Origin of the sequence: Leifsonia aquatica H1aii (genome assembly GCF_000633535.1) — a bacterium.
GTDB lineage: Bacteria > Actinomycetota > Actinomycetes > Actinomycetales > Microbacteriaceae > Leifsonia > Leifsonia aquatica_A.
Map to the genome: position 1 here is coordinate 150370 of NZ_AYMR01000006.1, position 17302 is coordinate 167671.

General features: G+C 71.5%; 15 protein-coding genes. 8 read left to right on the plus strand and 7 right to left on the minus strand.

From position 1 onward, the window contains the following. Nucleotides 1–33: 33 nt before the first annotated feature. The gene (locus U870_RS0104615; RefSeq protein ID WP_025156240.1) at nucleotides 34–1404 is read right to left on the minus strand and encodes an FAD-binding oxidoreductase; all 1371 of its coding nucleotides are present in this window, start codon (nucleotides 1402–1404) and stop codon (nucleotides 34–36) included. A gap of 84 nt (nucleotides 1405–1488) precedes the next feature. Here U870_RS0104615 and U870_RS0104620 point away from each other — a divergent pair, with 84 nt between their 5' ends. Continuing rightward, complete coding sequence (locus U870_RS0104620) at nucleotides 1489–2448, plus strand: DNA-3-methyladenine glycosylase family protein (RefSeq protein ID WP_025156241.1); 960 nt, start codon at nucleotides 1489–1491, stop codon at nucleotides 2446–2448. Nucleotides 2449–2470: 22 nt separating this feature from the next. Here U870_RS0104620 and U870_RS0104625 read toward each other — a convergent pair whose 3' ends face one another. Both U870_RS0104625 and U870_RS0104630 read right to left on the minus strand, forming a co-directional pair. Next, the gene (locus U870_RS0104625) at nucleotides 2471–3025 is read right to left on the minus strand and encodes an SRPBCC domain-containing protein (RefSeq protein WP_025156242.1); all 555 of its coding nucleotides are present in this window, start codon (nucleotides 3023–3025) and stop codon (nucleotides 2471–2473) included. Nucleotides 3026–3171: 146 nt separating this feature from the next. Next, nucleotides 3172–4785 (minus strand): phytoene desaturase family protein, encoded by a 1614-nt coding sequence (locus tag U870_RS0104630; protein WP_025156243.1) that lies wholly within the window; start codon nucleotides 4783–4785, stop codon nucleotides 3172–3174. Nucleotides 4786–4912: 127 nt separating this feature from the next. Between U870_RS0104630 and U870_RS0104635 the strand changes: the two genes are divergently transcribed. Next, nucleotides 4913–8629: a proline dehydrogenase family protein gene (locus tag U870_RS0104635; protein WP_025156244.1), complete on the plus strand. Its 3717-nt coding sequence runs from the start codon at nucleotides 4913–4915 to the stop codon at nucleotides 8627–8629. A 37-nt stretch (nucleotides 8630–8666) separates the two neighbouring features. After that, nucleotides 8667–9521: an aldo/keto reductase gene (locus tag U870_RS0104640; protein ID WP_025156245.1), complete on the plus strand. Its 855-nt coding sequence runs from the start codon at nucleotides 8667–8669 to the stop codon at nucleotides 9519–9521. Between the two features lie 41 nt (nucleotides 9522–9562). On the opposite strand, the gene U870_RS0104645 is transcribed toward U870_RS0104640, so the two are convergent. From U870_RS0104645 to U870_RS0104660, 4 genes are all read right to left on the minus strand, one after another. After that, on the minus strand, nucleotides 9563–10996 hold the full coding sequence (locus tag U870_RS0104645) for a sensor histidine kinase (RefSeq protein ID WP_025156246.1): 1434 nt from the start codon (nucleotides 10994–10996) through the stop codon (nucleotides 9563–9565). Beyond that, on the minus strand, nucleotides 10993–11730 hold the full coding sequence (locus U870_RS0104650; protein ID WP_025156247.1) for a response regulator transcription factor: 738 nt from the start codon (nucleotides 11728–11730) through the stop codon (nucleotides 10993–10995). Before U870_RS0104650 ends, U870_RS0104645 begins: the two co-directional genes overlap by 4 nt. Before the next feature lie 88 nt (nucleotides 11731–11818). Beyond that, entirely contained in the window at nucleotides 11819–12250 is a 432-nt protein-coding gene (locus U870_RS0104655; protein WP_025156248.1) for an SRPBCC domain-containing protein, read from the minus strand. 52 nt (nucleotides 12251–12302) lie between these two features. Beyond that, complete coding sequence (locus U870_RS0104660; protein WP_025156249.1) at nucleotides 12303–12740, minus strand: Lrp/AsnC family transcriptional regulator; 438 nt, start codon at nucleotides 12738–12740, stop codon at nucleotides 12303–12305. Between the two features lie 244 nt (nucleotides 12741–12984). Here U870_RS0104660 and rocD point away from each other — a divergent pair, with 244 nt between their 5' ends. The 5 genes from rocD to U870_RS0104685 are packed head-to-tail and all read left to right on the plus strand — an operon-like array spanning nucleotide 12985 to nucleotide 17240. Next, nucleotides 12985–14298 carry an ornithine--oxo-acid transaminase gene (gene rocD / locus U870_RS0104665; protein ID WP_025156250.1) on the plus strand — a complete coding sequence of 438 codons (1314 nt, stop codon included), beginning with the start codon at nucleotides 12985–12987 and terminating at the stop codon, nucleotides 14296–14298. Between the two features lie 26 nt (nucleotides 14299–14324). Continuing rightward, a complete protein-coding gene (locus U870_RS0104670; RefSeq protein ID WP_025156251.1) occupies nucleotides 14325–14591 on the plus strand; it encodes a hypothetical protein in 267 nt (88 codons plus the stop codon). After that, nucleotides 14591–16438, plus strand: a complete 1848-nt coding sequence (locus tag U870_RS0104675; RefSeq protein WP_162819081.1) for an alpha/beta hydrolase — start codon at nucleotides 14591–14593, stop codon at nucleotides 16436–16438. The genes U870_RS0104670 and U870_RS0104675 overlap by 1 nt, the downstream gene beginning before the upstream one ends. A gap of 20 nt (nucleotides 16439–16458) precedes the next feature. Beyond that, nucleotides 16459–16956 carry a hypothetical protein gene (locus tag U870_RS24610; RefSeq protein WP_205288723.1) on the plus strand — a complete coding sequence of 166 codons (498 nt, stop codon included), beginning with the start codon at nucleotides 16459–16461 and terminating at the stop codon, nucleotides 16954–16956. Continuing rightward, on the plus strand, nucleotides 16953–17240 hold the full coding sequence (locus U870_RS0104685) for a WXG100 family type VII secretion target (RefSeq protein ID WP_025156254.1): 288 nt from the start codon (nucleotides 16953–16955) through the stop codon (nucleotides 17238–17240). Before U870_RS24610 ends, U870_RS0104685 begins: the two co-directional genes overlap by 4 nt. Nucleotides 17241–17302: the final 62 nt, after the last annotated feature.

Below are 17302 nucleotides of genomic sequence, written 5' to 3' on the forward strand. Positions count from 1 at the left end.
GGGCACGGCCGTCGACGCGACCGGGAGGCCTCGCTACGCGGGCCCGAACGGGAAGACGCGCTCCGGATCCCACTGACGGCGGGCCGTCGAGAGCCGGTCGAAGATCTCCGTCGGCCACATCCCGGCGAACTGCTGCGGGTCGGTCACGTCGGCGACCCAGTTGATGTTCGTCACGCGCGAGACACGGTCGCCGAGCACGGCGGCGATGGCGTCGGCGTGGGCGGGGGCGGCCTCCGCGAACGTCGACGGGTCGCCCGCGATGGACGTGAAGGTGTGGGAGCTGTCGCGTCCGCCGACGGCCGTGCCGTCCGCCGGATCCCGACGCGTGGCACCGCCGAGCTGGCGCACCTCGACCGCGACGAACGGCGAGTCGGCGTCCGGACCGATCAACGGCAGCAGCGACTCGGCGAGTTCTTGATCGAACGAGTCGAGCATGTGGCCGCGGATCCAGCTGGGGCCGCCCTGCTCCGGATCGTTGTGGATGGAGGCGACGGCGGTCGTCGGCATCTCGGCGACGAAGTCGAGATAGACCGGAGCGGCCTCCCGCATCGGCGCGAAGAGCCGCGCGCCCTCCTCCGCGTCGCCGGGGAAGGCGAAACGCACGCTCAACAGCGAGCGTCCGCGCAGCGGCGGGGGCGGGCCGTCCATGTCCGGGACCCGCACGAACGCGACGGAGGTGGTCGCCTCGTCCGAGAGGGTCGACGACCACGCCGTCCACGCGCGGAACGCGTCCGCGACCGCATCGCCCTCGAAGAAGACGCTGCCGCCGTACAGGGTGGTGAGCGGGACCAGCTCGAGGGTCATCTCGGTCACCACGCCGAGACCGCCCTTGCCGCCGCGCAGGGCCCAGAACAGCTCAGGGTTGGTGGAGTCGTCCGCGGTGACGAGGTCGCCGTCGGCGGTCACGACCCGGAAGCCGCGCACCCAATCGGCGGTGAAACCGTGGCTGCGGGCCAGCGGTCCGAGGCCGCCGCCCAGGGTGTAGCCGACCGCGCCCACACTCGTGGACGACCCCGTCACCGGTGCGAGGCCGTGCTCGGCCGTCGCGGCGATGATGGGCGCCCAGCGCAGGCCCGCGCCCATGCGGGCCCGGCGGGCGTCCGGATCCACCTCGAGGGAATCGAGGTCGCGGGTGATGAGCAGCAGGCCGCCCGAGATCGCGGACTCGGAGCCGTGTCCGGTCGCCTGGATGCGCAACGGGAGGCCGTTCGCGCGGGCGAACCGCACGGCCGCCACCACGTCGTCCTCGTCCTGGGCGGCGACCAGGACGTCGGGGTCGTGGTGGACGGTCGGGTCGAAGCAGGCGGCTTCGGCGGCGATCCGTTCGTCGCCGCGGAGGAGGACGGTGCCGCGGACGGACCCACGCAGCTGCGCGACGAGATCGTCGCCGAGTTCGATTCCCATGGCGCCGAATGTAGGGGATGCCACCGACACGCGGGAAGGGGTGGAGCCGCATCCGCTGTCAGGCGGCTGACGTACCATTCCGGCATGACCGCCGTGCTGCCCGCCGCCTCCGGGTCGCACGCACTCCCGGATGCGCAGACCGTCTACCGCCCGGCCGTGCCGCTGGACCTGCCGGGGACGCTCGGCCTGCTCGGCCGCGGTCCCTACGACCCGACGACGCAGTGGGACCTCGGCGGGTTCTGGCGCACCTGGCGCACACCCCTCGGGGCGGCGACGCTCCGTGTGCGCCGACCTGCCGCGGACGGTTCGATCGCGGCGGAGGCGTGGGGGGAGGGAGCCGAGTGGGCCGTCGATGCCGTGCCCGCGCTGCTCGGCCACGGCGACAACTGGTCGGGGCTGGACGTGAGCGCGCACCCGCTGCTCCGGGACAGCCGTCATCGCAACCCCGGGCTGCGGCTCGCGCGCACGGGCCTGGTGCTGGAGGCGTTGCTCCCGGCGATCGTGGAGCAGCGGGTGACCAGCCTCGAGGCGTACCGCTCGTGGGCCCGTCTGCTCCGCTGGTACGGCGAGCCCGCCCCGGGTCCGGCGCCCGACGGGATGCGGGTGGTGCCGACACTCGCCCACTGGCGCGGCATCCCGTCCTGGGACTGGCACCGCGCGGGCGTCGACCCGGGACGGGCCCGGACGGCTCGAGCGGTGCTCGCGGTCGCACCCTCGCTCGAACGGGCGGTCGAGCGGTCGCAGAGCCTCGACGCGGCTGCGGACGTGCTGCGGACCGTGGCGGGCATCGGCCCCTGGACGGCGGCGGAGACGCTGCAGCGCAGCCACGCCCACCCCGACCTCGTCAGCGTCGGCGACTACCACCTGGCCCACTACGTCGGGGAGGCGCTGATCGGTCGCCGGGTGGACGACGACGGGATGCTGGAGCTCCTCGAGCCGTGGGCGGGGCACCGTCAGCGGGTGGTGCGGCTGATCCTGGCGAGCGGGTTCCGGTTCCAGCGGCGCGGCCCCCGGGTGACGCTGCAGGACCACCGCTGGCATTGAGCCGGCGGGCGCAGGATCGGGATCAGCCGGTCGTGCCGTTGCGCAGTGCCTCGGCGTGCTCGACCTTGAGGTCGTGGTCGAGCTCGCGGCACAGCGTCGTGTAGTGGTCGAGGAAGTCCGGGTAGTAGTCGTCCCAGGCGGGCAGCGGCTTGCCGTCGTGTGCGGCGATCATCCGGTCGAGGTAGTAGTCCCATCCGACTCCATAGTCCGCCCCCTCGGCGACCGTGTGCAGCAGATCCCCGAAGGTGATGGTGGTGTGGCCGCTGGACTGCGTCAGATGGACGAACATGCGGCGCGAGTCCGGAGCCGTGCCGATGTCGACGTGCAGCCGGTGCGGGGCGTCGCACAGCATGATGGTCACGTTCTCCCACTCGGCGCCGTCGCCTTCCGCGTTCATGCGGAACTTCACCGCACCGGTCGCCGGGGTCCCGGTGAACTCGCCGATCCACCGGCTCAGATAGGCGGACCTGCTGAAGTACGCCCAGACCTCTTCGATCGGAGCATGGACGATGCGGTCCAGGACCACATAGACCCCGTCGTCCTTGCGGACCAGTCTTCCCGTCGGCTGCGGCGTCATGGCGACCTCCCACCGAGCCCGGCCCTCGTCTGGGCCGATGCTCGTGCCCCTCACCCTAGTCACCGCTCGGGTGTTCCGGCAGTGGCGGCGCTGGGCGCGCGGTGGGCGGAGGGTGCGAGTCCTCTCAGTCGTCTCCGGTGCCGCTCTCAGCCCTCCAGGACGGCCATCGCCGCGTTGTGGCCGCCGAGGCCGCTGACAGCACCGCCGCGTTGCGCACCGGAACCGCAGATCAGGATGCGTGGGTGCGCCGTGGCGACGCCCCAGCGCTGTGCGGCGCTGTCGAGCGGGTCGTCGTCCTCGACGAACGGCCAGGACAGGGGACCGTGGAAGATGTTCCCACCCGGCATGTTGAGAGCGCGCTCGAGGTCGCGCGTCGTCTTCGTCTCGATGCAGGGGTTGCCCTCGCCGTCGGTGAGCAGCAGGCTCTCGATCGGCTCGGCCAGGACGGAGTCGAGGGAGGCGAGCACGGCGTCCTGCAGGCGCTGACGGGTCGCGTCGTTGTTCTCGTCGGTCAGCCACCGGTCGGGGGTGTGCAGTCCGAACACCGTGATGGTCTGGGCACCGCTCTCGGCGAGCTCGGGATCGAGGATGCTCGGGTCGGCCAGGGTGTGGCAGTAGATCTCGCAGGGGAGGAACTCGGGCATGACGCCGCGCAGCATGCCCGCATGGGCGGCCTCGAGCTGGGTGTAGGTCTCGTTGATGTGGAACGTCCCGCCGAAGGCCGCCCGCGGATCGAGCGTCTCGTCGCGCAGGCGCGGGAGCCGGGTCAGGAGCAGGTTGACCTTGACCTGGGCGCCCTCGGCGCGCGGGCGCGAGGGAGGGACGGAGCCGCCGTCGCCTGCGACGGAGTCGTCGACGAGCAACCGGTCGTAGATCTCGGGTGCGACGTTCACGAGCACCTGCCTGCCCACGACGTGACGCTCGTGCCCGTTGCGCACGTACTCCACCGACCCGTCGGGATGGATGGCCGTCACCTCCGCAGCGGTCACGATGCGTGCTCCGGCCTCGCGCGCCACCCGGGCCAGTTCGCCCGTGACCGCGCCCATCCCGCCGATGGGGACGTCCCACTCGCCCGTGCCCTGTCCGATGACGTGGTAGAGGAAGCAGCGGTTCTGGTCGAGGGACGCGTCCGAGACGCTCGCGAAGGTGCCGATGAGGGCGTCGGTCGCTGCGACGCCCCGCACCAGGTCGCTCTGCAGGCGGGACTCGATGAAGCCGCCGATGGGCTGTTCGATCAGCGCCTCCCACAGTTCGTCGTCGCCCACCAGGGCGCGCGCCTCGGTCCGGGTGAGCAACGGCTCGGTCACCGTCGGCCAGAGCGCCCGGGCGACCTCGGCGGTCGACGCGTAGAAGTCCGTGAACGCCTCCGCGTCGTCAGCGGCGCCGACCCGGGCGAAGGAGGCCGCGGTCGCCTCCTGGTCGGTGTTGTCGATGAGCAGGCCGGCACCGTCGGGGTCGCCGGGGACCGGGGTGTAGGAGGAGTAGCGCCGGCGAGCCAGCCGGATGTCCAGCCCGAGGTCGTCGATGATGCGCTGGGGGAGCAGGCTCACGAGGTATGAGTAGCGGGAGAGTCGTGCCTCCACCCCGGGGAAGGCCTGGGCGCTGACCGCCGCCCCGCCGACGTCGTCGAGGCGTTCGAGCAGGATCACGCTCCGCCCCGCCTTCGCCAGGTAGGCGGCGGCGGTGAGCCCGTTGTGGCCGCCGCCGACGATCACCACGTCGTGCGTCGGGGCGGGGGAGGAGGGTGCGCTGTCCGTCATGCAACAGAGCCTAGGGGACGGCCCGGACGGGGAGAATGCCGTCCACAGGAGGCCGCGACACTGCGACTTCTCCACATGTTCGAGCGCCGCCAGCGCCAGCCCGGCCGGGGTCGTTACAGTCGAGGTCATGGTGGATGAAACGGACGGCGCAGAGGTGCGTCCCGCTGCGCTGGCTCACGAGGCCGTCGAGCTGGCACGCGTCTGGCTCGCCGAGAGCGCGCGTGCGGGCGACGGAGCCCCGGCGCAGGACCCGGCGGCGGAACGACTGGCGGGGGTGCTCCGCGATCCCGACGGACTGGACTTCGCGGTCGGATTCGTCGACGGGGTCGCCCGGCCGCAGGACCTCTTCGTGGCCGGGTACAACCTCCAGCGTGTCGCCAAGCGGATCCCGCGCTTCCTGCCCTGGTACATGCGCCTGGCGATCTGGCTGGGCGGCGTGTTCGGCCCGGTGCTCCCGTGGGTCGTCGTCCCCATCGCCCGCCGCGTGCTGCGCCGGATGGTCGGCCACCTCGTCGTGGACGCGACGCCGCAGAAGCTCGGACCGGCGATCGCGCATCTGCGGGCGCCCTCCGACCCGCAGGGCCACGGCGCCCGGCTCAACCTCAACCTGCTCGGCGAGGCGGTGCTCGGCGAGGCCGAGGCGGCCCGACGGCTGGAGGGCACCCGGACGCTGCTGGCGAGGGACGACGTCGACTACGTCTCGATCAAGGTCTCCTCAATCGCCTCGCAGCTGTCGATGTGGTCGTTCGACGAGACCGTGCAGCGCGTCGTCGAGCGGCTCACGCCGCTCTACGAGCTGGCCGCCGCGTCGCCGACCCCCAAGTTCATCAATCTCGACATGGAGGAGTACCGCGACCTCGATCTGACGATCGCGGTGTTCACCGGCATCCTCGGCGCGCCCCGGTTCCGCGGGCTCGAAGCGGGCATCGTGCTCCAGGCCTACCTGCCGGACGCTCTCGACGCGCTGCAGACGCTCACCGAGTGGTCCGCCCAGCGCCGGCTGCAGGGCGGGGCTTCCGTCAAGGTCCGGATCGTCAAGGGGGCGAACCTGGCCATGGAGCGCGTCGATGCGGCGATCCACGGCTGGCCGACGGCGACCTACGGCAGCAAGCTCGAGACCGACGCGAACTACAAGCGGGTGCTCGACTGGGCGTTGACGCCGGAGCACACCGACGCGGTGAAGATCGGCGTCGCGGGTCACAACCTGTTCGACGTCGCGTACGCCTGGCTGCTCGCGTCGCGTCGCGGCGTCACCGATCGGATCGATTTCGAGATGTTGCTCGGCATGGCGACCGCCCAGGCGGAGGCCGTCAAGCGGACCGTCGGCGGCCTTCTGCTGTACACCCCGGTGGTGGACCCCGGCGAGTTCGATGTGGCGATCTCGTATCTGATCCGCCGGCTCGAGGAGAACGCCAGCCACGAGAACTTCATGTCCGCGGTCTTCGAGCTCGGCTCCGACCAGACGCTGTTCGATCGGGAGCGCGACCGCTTCCTCGCCTCCGTCGAGGCGCTGGAGACCGATGGGCTGCCGCGCGGAGCAGCACCGACGCCGCACCGCACGCAGGACCGTACCCGCGAGTGGGAGGAGGCGACCGCGCCGTCGTTCACCCGCCCGCCCGCGGCGGTGCGCTCCACCCAGGCGGAGGAAGGCCTCACCAGTGTCGTCCTCGGCCTCACCCGGGGGTCGGGAGGGGACGGCGGTTTCGATCCGGAGGATCCGGCACTGCCCTCGGTGTCCTCCGACGCCGGGTCCGGCCCGGCGTCCTCGGCCGCCGCCGGTGCGCAGGCGACCCCGGCCGGATCGGCCGCCGCCGCGTTCCGCAACGCGCCGGACACCGATCCCTCGATCGCGGCGAACCGTTCCTGGGGCCGGCGGATCCTCGCGCGCTCGGTCACGACCGATCTCGGGGTCGAGACGATCGCCGCCGCCGCCGTGGGAGACGCCACCCGGCTCGAGACGATCCTCCGGCAGGTGACGGACGCGGGAGCGACGTGGGGCAGACGCAGCGGGTACGACCGTGCGGCCGTCCTCGACCGGGCCGGTCACGCGCTGGAGGCCAACCGGGACCGGCTCATCGAGGTGATGGCCGCCGAGACCGGCAAGACCATCGCCGAGGCGGATCCCGAGGTGAGCGAGGCGGTCGACTTCGCGCACTACTACGCCGCGCTCGCCCGTGACCTCGACGCCGTCCAGGGGGCGCGGTTCGTGCCGTCCGCCCTCACCGTCGTGACACCGCCGTGGAACTTCCCTGTCGCCATCCCCGCCGGCTCCGTGCTCTCGGCGCTCGCCGCGGGCAGCGCCGTCATCATCAAGCCGGCCCCGCAGGCCAAGCGCTGCGCCGCGGTGCTCGTCGAGGCGCTGTGGGAGGCCGGAATCCCCCGCGACCTGCTCGTGCTGGCCGATGTGCCGGAGAACGACCTCGGCCGGGCGCTGGTCGCCGACCCGCGCGTCGGCCGCGTGATCCTGACCGGTTCGTACGAGACCGCGAAGCTGTTCCGGTCCTGGCGGCCCGATCTGCCGTTGCTGGCCGAGACGAGCGGCAAGAACGCCATCATCGTCACTCCGAGCGCCGACTACGACCTCGCCGTCTCCGACATCGTCAAGAGCGCGTTCGGCCACGCCGGGCAGAAGTGCTCCGCGGCGAGCCTCGTGATCCTGGTCGGATCGGTGGCCCGGTCGGAGCGGTTCCGGCGCCAGCTGGTCGACGCGACCTCCAGCCTCCCGGTCGGCTACCCGGCCGACCCGACGAGCCAGATGGGTCCGCTCATCGAGCCCGCCTCCGGCAAGCTCCTGCACGCACTCACCACGCTGGGCGCGGGGGAGGAGTGGCTCGTGGAGCCGAAGCAGCTCGACGAGACGGGACGGCTCTGGTCGCCGGGGATCCGGACGGGTGTCGAACCCGGCTCGTATTTCCACTTGACGGAGTTCTTCGGGCCGGTGCTCGGGGTCATGACCGCCCGTTCGCTCGAGGAGGCGGTGCGGTTCCAGAACGCCATCGAGTACGGTCTCACGGCCGGCCTCCACTCCCTCGACGCGCACGAGCTCGCCGAGTGGCTCGACACCGTGGAGGCGGGCAACCTCTACGTCAACCGCGGCATCACCGGCGCCATCGTCCGGCGGCAGCCGTTCGGCGGCTGGAAGCGCTCGTCCGTCGGCGCCGGCACTAAGGCCGGAGGCCCCAACTACCTGATCGGCCTCGGCTCGTGGGTGCCGGAGACCGGCCGCTCCAGCGCCAGCCTGCACTTGCGTGGTCTGGAGGATCGCGTCTCCGACCTGATCGAGTCGGGGCAGTCGTCGATGGACTACGCCGCGTTCGATCTGGTCCGGCGCTCCGCACTCAGCGATGCGATCGCGATCGCGACCGAATACCGGCAGGTGAAGGACGTCTCGGCGCTCGGCGTCGAACGCAACCTGTTCCGGTACCGGCCGGTCCCCGTCACCATCCGGCTCTCCGACGGGAGCTCGCTGGCCGAGCTGCTCCGCATCGTCGCGGCGGGGACGATCGCACGGTCCCCGTTCACGGTGAGTACCACGCTGAAGCTCCCACGCGGGATGCATCAACTCCTGCGCGAACGCGAGATCGAGGTCGTGGTGGAGAACGACGCGCAGTGGCTCGGTCGCGTGCGTGCCGGCACGGTCGGCGCCCAGCGGATCCGACTCATCGGCGGCGATGCGGTCGCGCTCGCCGCGGCACTGGACGGCAGCCCCGATGTCGCCGTCTACGCCGGGGAGGTGACGCCGTCCGGCCGGGTCGAGGTCCTGCCCTTCCTGCACGAGCAGGCGATCTCGATCACCAATCACCGCTTCGGCAATCCGACCTCGCTCTCCGAGGGTGTCATCTGAAGGCGGGGTGGACGAAGCGCGAGCGTAGGCTGACGCCATGACGACCCCCGCCTCCGCCTCGTCCACCGTGCCCTCCCTCCCGCTCGACTCCGGGCAGAGCATCCCGCAGGTGGGCCTCGGCACCTGGCCCCTCGACGACGCCGCCGTGGAGCAGGCGGTGATCGCTGCGGCCGGGCTGGGCTATCGACACGTCGACACCGCGGTCAAGTACGGCAACGAGGTCGGGGTCGGCCGCGGCCTCGCCGGGAGCGGTGTCGCGCGAGCGGACTGGTTCGTCACCACCAAGCTCGACGGCGAGTACCAGGGGAACGACCGGGCCCGGGCCGGGCTCGAGGGGAGCCTCGAACGGCTGGGCCTCGACTACGTCGACCTGCTGCTGATCCACTGGCCGCTGCCGGGTCGGAACGAATTCGTCTCGACCTGGGAGACCTTCATCCGACTCCGCGAGGAGGGCATGGCGCGCGCCATCGGCGTCTCCAACTTCAAGCCGGCGCACCTCGACGCGCTCATCGATGCCACCGGGGTCGTCCCGGCCGTCAACCAGATCCAGCTCAGCCCGGCCATCACCCGCCGGGAGCAGCGCGAGTACGACGCCCGCCACGGCATCCTCACCGAGTCGTGGAGTCCCCTCGGGGGCGGAACGGGTGACCTGCTCTCCTCGCCGGTCCTCGCGGAGCTCGCGCAGAAGCACGATCGCACGCCGGGGCAGATCGTGCTGCGCTGGCACGTCCAGAACGGGCTGGTGGTCATCCCGAAGTCCGCGGACCCGGGCCGGATGGCCGACAACCTCGCGATCTTCGACTTCGCGCTCGACACGGACGACCTGCACGCCCTCGACGCGCTGGACGAAGGCCCAGAGGCCGGCGTCGACTCCGACCGCAGCGGGCACTGACGCCGCAGTCGTCGCTTCTCAGGGCGCGCCGCGGCGACGCGTCACGCGTCCGACACCCGCACGAGCGGCAGCGTCACCGTCACCAGCAGGCCGGTCGGCTTCGCGTTGGCGAGCACGACCTCGCCGCCCGCGGCGCCGGCCAGCGCCGCGACGATGGCCAGGCCGAGACCGCCACCCGCACCGGACGTGGAGGTGCGCGCGCCGTCGGCACGCGTGAAGCGGTCCAGGGCCACCGGGATGAACTCCTCGGGCATCCCCGGGCCCGTGTCCCGCACGGTGAGCACGGCCTGGTCTCCGGCGACGGCGATCTCGGCGGTCACGGTCGCGTCGCCGTGTCCGGGCACGGAGCGGATGGCCGTGATCGCGTTGCCGAGCAGGTTGTCCAGGATGCGCCCGAAGTCGGTCGGGCTGAGCGCGACGCGCGACTCGGGATGCGGCCGTCGCCGCGGGTCGTATCCGAAATCGACCGAGATCGATCCGGCCTCATCGTCGCCGCTGGCGAGCAGCCGCGCCCGGTCGATCGCGTCCGTGAGCTCGTCCACGAGCGTGCGCCAGTCGATCCGCCCGCTCGTCGGTCCGGCCTCGATGCGCGAGAGCTCCAGCAGATTGTTGGCCAGCAGGCCGAGACGCAGCGCGGTCGCGTGCGACGAGCGGATGTCGTCCAGCAACGCCTGCGGGTCACCCGCATCGAGTTCGGCCAGCTCCAGCTGACCGCGGAGCACGGCGAGCGGTGTGCGGAGCTCGTGACTGGCGTCGGAGACCATCTGCCGTTCGCGGTCGGCCGAGGCGCGCAAACGGCGGATCAGGTCGTTCAACGTGGTGGCCAGCTCGGAGAGCTCGTCCTGAGCCGGGCCGACGGTCAGCACGCCGGTCGAGGCCTCTGTACTGGACCGCTCCTCGCCGGCGATGATCTCGGCCTGTTCGCGCATCCTGCTCACCGGCCGGAGTGCGGCGCGGGCCAAGAGCCAGGAGGCGCCGCCGAAGCCGAGGATGAGCACGCCGGCCCCGATCAGCAGGGCGGCGGTCAGCCGGTCGAGGATGAGCGCGGTGGTCTCGTCGTTGCGTGCTGCGACGATATGGACGTCGCCGTCGACCGTGCTCACGGTCTCGGTGAGCACCAGGTACTGGTCGTCGCCGAGTTGATACATCGTCGGCGTGTTCCCGAACGAGATCAGCTTGTCGACCCTCGGCTCCATCGCGGACGGCAGCGTGGACGCGAGGATGTCGCCGCTCGCATCGACCACGGCGAGCTCCTGTCCGCCTCCGGGCAGGTCGAACGGTCCGCGGGGGTTGTTCTGGACCGACTCGGCCGGGCCGGTGATGTCGTTGGAGAGCAGGGTGACGGTGGCGTTGTGCAGGATCGACGCGACACCGACGCGGATGACGACCACCGCGGCGAGGCCGAAGAGCGAGGCGACGAGCAGGCTGCCGATGGTGATGCGCGCCGTGATCGACAGCCGCCGCACCCACCTCACGACGTCGACTTCTCCAAGTTCTCGTCCTGCGCGCCCTCGCTCCCGGCCCTGGCGTCGAGGGCGTTCTTGGCGTCGAGGCGGTAGCCGCGCCCGCGCTCGGTGACGATCGAGAGTCCGGCATCGGCGAGGTCGAGCTTCTTGCGCAGGTACGAGACGTACTGGTCGATGACGTTGGTGCCGATGTTCTCGGTGGTTCCCCACACGGACTCGAGGATGTCGGCGCGCGACAGGGTCTTGTCCGGGTTCGTCGCGAACAGGCGCAGCAGCGTGAACTCCCGTCGGCTGAGGGGCATCTCGTGCCCGTCGACGAGGGCCTGGTGCTCATGCGAGTCGACCGTGAGGCGGCCGACGGTGACCTGAGGGCGCATCCCGGTCGGCTCGCGGCGCAGGAGGGCGCGCACCCGGGCGGCCAGTTCGGCGAACGCGAACGGCTTGGTGAGGTAGTCGTCCGCTCCCGAGTCCAGGCCGTGGACGCGATCCTCGATCGCGTCGCGCGCGGTGAGGAGCAGGATCGGCATGGGATTGGCCGCCTCGCGGATGTGGCGGCACAGCTCGAAGCCGCTCATCCCGGGGAGCATCACGTCGATCGCGGCGGCCGAGTAGGCGTCGCTGCGCAGCGCGATGAGGGCGTCCACCCCGTTGGTGACGAGGGTGACGTCGTATCCTTCGGCGGCGAGACCGCGCTCGACGAGGCCTCCCATGTCGGGGTCGTCTTCAACAACGAGCAGCTTCATGCGCCCATCGTGCCACTCTTCGCCGTGGTGGCGCTCGGTTCCCTGCCCGCGACGCACCGTGGGGGCTGAGGATTCTCGCAGAGGACGTTCAGGCTTCTTCGGCGACGGAGCGCAGCGACTCGAGCGTCTGGGCCCAGTTCTCGCTCATCCGATCGGCCTCCGCCCGGTCTGCGCAGCCGTCCTGTGTGATGGTGACCAGCGTGGCGTCCCCGTCGGCTTCGGCCTCCAGCAGGTAGGAGACGGTCTGGTAGCTCTCCGGGATGTCCGGCTTGCCGCTGAGCGGGCTGTAGTAGCTGGTCACCAGGCGTTCCCCCGGGATGAATTCGAGGATCGTTCCCCTGTCCTCGTAGGGTGCGCCCTTCCACTCGCCGCGGTAGACGATCGGTCCGCCGACCTGCCACTCGGTCACGACCCGCGCACCGGAGAGGAACCGGGCGATGGTGTCGGGGTCGGTCAGGGCGTGCCAGAGGGCGTCGCGTCCGGCGGCGATGCGAAGGCTCGTGCGTGCTGTCTCGGTCATGGCCCGAGTCTGCGCCGCGCCGGTCCGGTCGTCTTGAAGTTTTGCGACCCGGTCAGGAATTGCCGCGGTTGATCAGGCGTGACAGCACGATCGCACTGCGCGTGTGGTCGACGTTGGGGGCGAGTCGCACCTTCTCCAGGGCGGCCTCCAGGCTCGGGATGTCGCGGGAGCGGATGTGGACGATCGCATCGGCGCTGCCGGTCACGGTGCCGGCGTCGACGACTTCGGGCACCGCGGAGAGGATGCGCAGCAGCTCCTCCGGCGAGACGGTCCCGCGGCAGAAGAGCTCCACGTACGCCTCGGTGCTCATGCCGTCGATCGCGGGGTCGACCTGGATGGTGAAGCCCCGGATCACCCCGTCCGCGACCAATCGGTCCACGCGGCGCTTCACGGCCGACGCGGACAGCCCGACGACGGAGCCGATGTCCCCGTATCCCGAGCGCGCGTTCTGACGGAGAAGGTCGAGGATGCTGCGATCGAGGTTGTCCACGGCGCAAGCATAGGGTGGATCGTTGCGTATACGTGAGTGTTACGCGGGAATCGTGCGCGGGTGTTCTGGTGCCCGCGTTGCCGAACGTCCACACGTGTGGACGCGGTTGCACGTATCTGGCGCGGGGCGTCCGATCGCAACGATTACGTGCGTTGCGACGCCGCCAATCGTCGACTTCCGTGTGTGAAACTATCCGGTATCCACGCCCGGGCGACGGCCCGGTCCGATCCCGGAGGGGGCGACGATGACGTCCGCAGCGAGTGACGGAGGCACGGTGGCGCACCGCGTCCTCCCTCGGCCCGAGGCGCCGAGCGCGCGGCAGGCCGCACTGATCGACCGCGAGGAGGCGCACACCGCGCACAACTACCACCCGCTTCCGGTCGTCGTCGCCGAGGGCGATGGCGCCTGGGTGACGGACGTGGACGGGCGGCGCTACCTGGACTGCCTCGCCGCCTACTCCGCCGTGAACTTCGGGCACTCCCACCCGGTGCTGCTGGACGCCGCCCGCGCACAGCTCGATCGCATCACGCTGACGAGCCGGGCCTTCCACAACGATCAGCTCGGGCCGTTCGTCGACGAGCTCGCAGCGTTGGCGGGCAAGGACATGGTGCTCCCGATGAACACCGGAGCCGAGGCCGTCGAGTCCGCCATCAAGGTGGCGCGGGCGTGGGGGTACCGGGTGAAGGGGGTGCCGGACGGCGCGGCGAACATCATCGTGATGGCGGGCAACTTCCACGGCCGGACCACCACCATCGTGTCGTTCTCGGACGACCCGGACGCCCGCGACGGGTTCGGGCCCTACACACCCGGCTTCCGCACCGTCCCCTACGGCGACGCCGCGGCTCTGGCCGCTGCCGTCGACGACGACACCGTCGCCGTCCTGGTGGAGCCCATCCAGGGCGAGGCCGGGATCGTGGTCCCGCCGGCCGGGTTCCTGCCCGCGGTGCGCGCGCTGTGCGACGAGCGGCGGATCCTGTTCGTCGCGGACGAGATCCAGTCCGGGCTGGGGCGCACCGGGGCCACCTTCTCCTGCGACCTGGTCGGGGTCGTGCCGGACGTCTATCTGCTCGGTAAGGCGCTCGGCGGCGGGATCGTGCCCGTCTCTGCCGTCGTCGCCGACCGCGAGGTGCTGGGCGTGCTGCGCCCGGGCGAGCACGGCTCGACGTTCGGGGGCAACCCTCTGGCGGCCGCCGTGGGCCGGGCCGTCGTCGCTCTGCTCGCGACGGGGGAGCCGCAGGAACGCGCCCGCCTGCTCGGTTCGCGCCTCCATGCCGGATTGTCGCGCCTGATCGGGCGCGGTGTGCTCGCCGTCCGGGGAGCCGGGCTGTGGGCCGGCGTCGACATCGATCCGGCGCTGGCGACGGGCCGCGAGGTGTGCGAACTGCTGCTGCAGCGCGGTGTGCTCGCCAAGGACACGCACGGGTCGACCATCCGGTTGGCGCCTCCCCTCGTCATCGACCCGGCCGACCTGGACTGGGCTGTCGAACAGCTGGAGTTCGTGTTGCAGGATCTCGCGGCGAAGGCCGCCGCGATGCCCTCATCAAATATATTGAAATAAACATTCTGCCTCGCTACCTTCGAGGCATGTCTGTGATGGGGGTGGACACCGACGCGGTTGCGGCGGGTGTCAGAAGATTCCAGGGGTTTCCCGACGGGCCGGCCGTGCTCGAGCTGGTCGTGTCGGGAGAAGTGCGCGGCGCCGTCGCGACGTTCGCGACCGCCTGGGGGCGGTCGGACGGGCTCATCGGGTCCGATGTGGCGGAGTTCGCCGCACGGCTGGGGCGGGCGGGGCGGCTGTTCGCCGAGGCGGAGGAGGCGCTGACCGAGCGCGGTCGGCGTGAGGCGGCATGATGGCCGAGCTGGGGGAGACCACCGACCCGGGTCGTCTGGTCTACGGCGACCCGAGTGCGGTGCGTGAGCAGTCCGGGCGCTGGGAGGCGCACGCGAGGACGGTGGACGGCGCGGCGACCGAGCATCGTGCGGCGACGATCGAGCCCTGGCGGGGAGCCGGAGCGACCGCCTTCGAGTCGGCGCGCGGGCGTCACCTGTCCCGCGCGATCGCGGCCTCCTCCGCCTACCGTCAAGCGGCGTCCGTACTGGCGGCGCACGCCGACGAGATCGAGAACGGGCGGCGCATCGCCGAGAAGGCCGTTCGAGAATGGGAGCGCGCTGAGGGCGTGACGGCGACCGCCCGCCGCGCCTACGAGGCCGAGCAGTCGCGCAACCGGGCCGCGCCCTTCGCGCTGCCGGTCCCCACCGTCTTCGTCGATCCCGGCACGGCGATCCGCGACAACGCGGAGGCCCTGCTAGCGGACGCCCGTGACGCCGTCCGGACGAGCGGAGCCGACGCCGCCCGTGCTCTCCGCGCGCTCGCCGACCGCGCCGTCACCGGCTCCGTGTTCGCGGCGGCGGGTCTTCCCACGACGGTGGCGGAGGTGATGGCGCGTGCCGACGAGGAGCACCTGCTCCGCGACCTCCGGCTCCTGTCCGGTCCCGCGCTCGCCGCCTATGCCGCCGCCCATCCCGATCTGCTCGACCGCCTCCTCGCGCTCGGGCCCGCGCGCATCGCCCCCTGGTGGCGGGGTCTGGACGACGCGACGCGCGAGCGGGTGGCCCGCGGCATCCCGCGCGTCATCGGCAATCTGGACGGTGTCGACGCCCGGACCCGATCCGCGGTGAACGCGCGGCTGCTGACGGATGACATCGCCGCGGCGGAGGATCGGATCCGTAACGCGGAGAAGCTCCTCGGCAGTCCTGATGCCGGCACCCGCGCGTCCGCACGGGCGCTGATCGACCGTGACGAGAAGCTGCTCGCCCAGCTGCGCGCCATCCGCACCGCGTTCGGCGCCGGCCCGGGCGGCACGCCGCCCCACCAGCTGTACGCGTATCACCCCGGCGATCGCACCATGGTGGCCCTCAGCACCGGCCTCATCGACGACGCGGAGCACGTGAGCCTGATCGTGCCCGGCATGGGCACGACGGCGGGTGATGTGGGGAGGTACACGGCTGCGGCTGCGAGCCTGAGGGACCTTCAGGCTCGCTTGTCGGGTGGTGATGCCTCGGCGCTCGCCGTGGTCGCCTGGCTCGACTATGCGCCGCCGGGCGGAGCAGACCTTCCGGGAGTGCTGCAGAACGATCTCGCCGAAGTGGGCGCGGACCGGCTCGTCCACACCATGCAGGGTCTGCAGGCGATCAACGAGTGGACGGCACAGTCTCCCCGGCTGTCGGTCGTCGCCCACTCCTACGGGACGAACGTCGCGGCCATCGCGCTCTCGCGGCCGGATGCCGGAGCGGGAAACCTCGTCATGCTCGGATCCGCCGGCGTGTCCGGTGTTCCCGTCGCCGGTGCGCTCAACGTCCCGCTCGGCCAGGTCTTCGCCACGCAGGGCACCAGCGACGAGTGGGCCCCGCTCGGGCAGCTGCTCTCCGGCCGGACCGACCCGACCTCCCCCGGGTACGGAGCGCGCGTGTTCACCTCGGAGGGCACGACCATCGACGGTCGCGATCTCGCCGGGGTGACCGGCCACGGCCCGATCGGGACAGAGGAGGCGCCGAGCTACCTCAACGGGTTGACGGCGTCGCAGTATGCGACCGCACTCGCGACGATGGGACGCGGCGACGAACTCGCGCAGGCGGGAAGCCCCGATGACCGGTTCGGCTGGCGTACGGAGGAGCGGATCCGGAAGTGGGGCCGATGAGGGCGCGGAGTGTTCGGGCGGTGCTCGTCACGGCAATCGTGGCGGGTCTTCTGTCGAGTTGTTCGGGACCAATCGAATCCGGAGGGAGTGCGGAAATGAGGCATGACAATGCGCGAGAAGAGATTGATGAGATCTACGAGCAGACGCTCGAACTCGTCGGCGCCGGGTGGAGTCCGCCCTCGTCGGCCGAATGGCGAGGGTGCGCCATTCTCGAAAGCGCAAAGGACAACGAGACCTGGGCGCGTTTCACCCAGCGGTTCGGGCTGCTCGATGAGCCGCCGACGAGGATCGCAGAGAAAGTGGCCGACCTGTGGACGCGGCTCGGATACCCCACGAAGGTGGTCTCCGACGATCGGATGACGCCGCCGAGGGAGGTCGTCTCGTATCCGCCGTACCTGACCGGCACCACGACGGACGGGTTCGGCATCGTCTTCACGGTCGGAGAGGGATATGCGGACTTCACCGGCAACTCGCGCTGCGTTCCCATGGATCCCGACCTCGACTGGTACCCCTCATGACCGAGTTCCAGGTGGATCCTGATGAGCTCGACGCGCTCGCGGGGGAGCTGCGGCGGCGCAGTGAGCGGCTCGCGGAGGGGCGTGAGGGCGTCGGGACGACGGCGCGCACGGTCGCCGAGCGCTGGTCGGGAGAGGCGCAGGAACGGTTCGTCGGCGCGCACACCCAGTGGGACCGGCAGCACCGCGCGCAGGTCGAAGCGCTCGTCGCGGCGGCGGAGTACGCCGAGGAGGCCGCGTCCACCTACCGCGAGGTGGACCGCGCGATCGCGGAGATGTTCAGCTGAGCGCGGAGAGGTTCGGGTCGCCGCGGCCTCCCGCACAGCGCGACGCGGTGGGAGCATGTCGG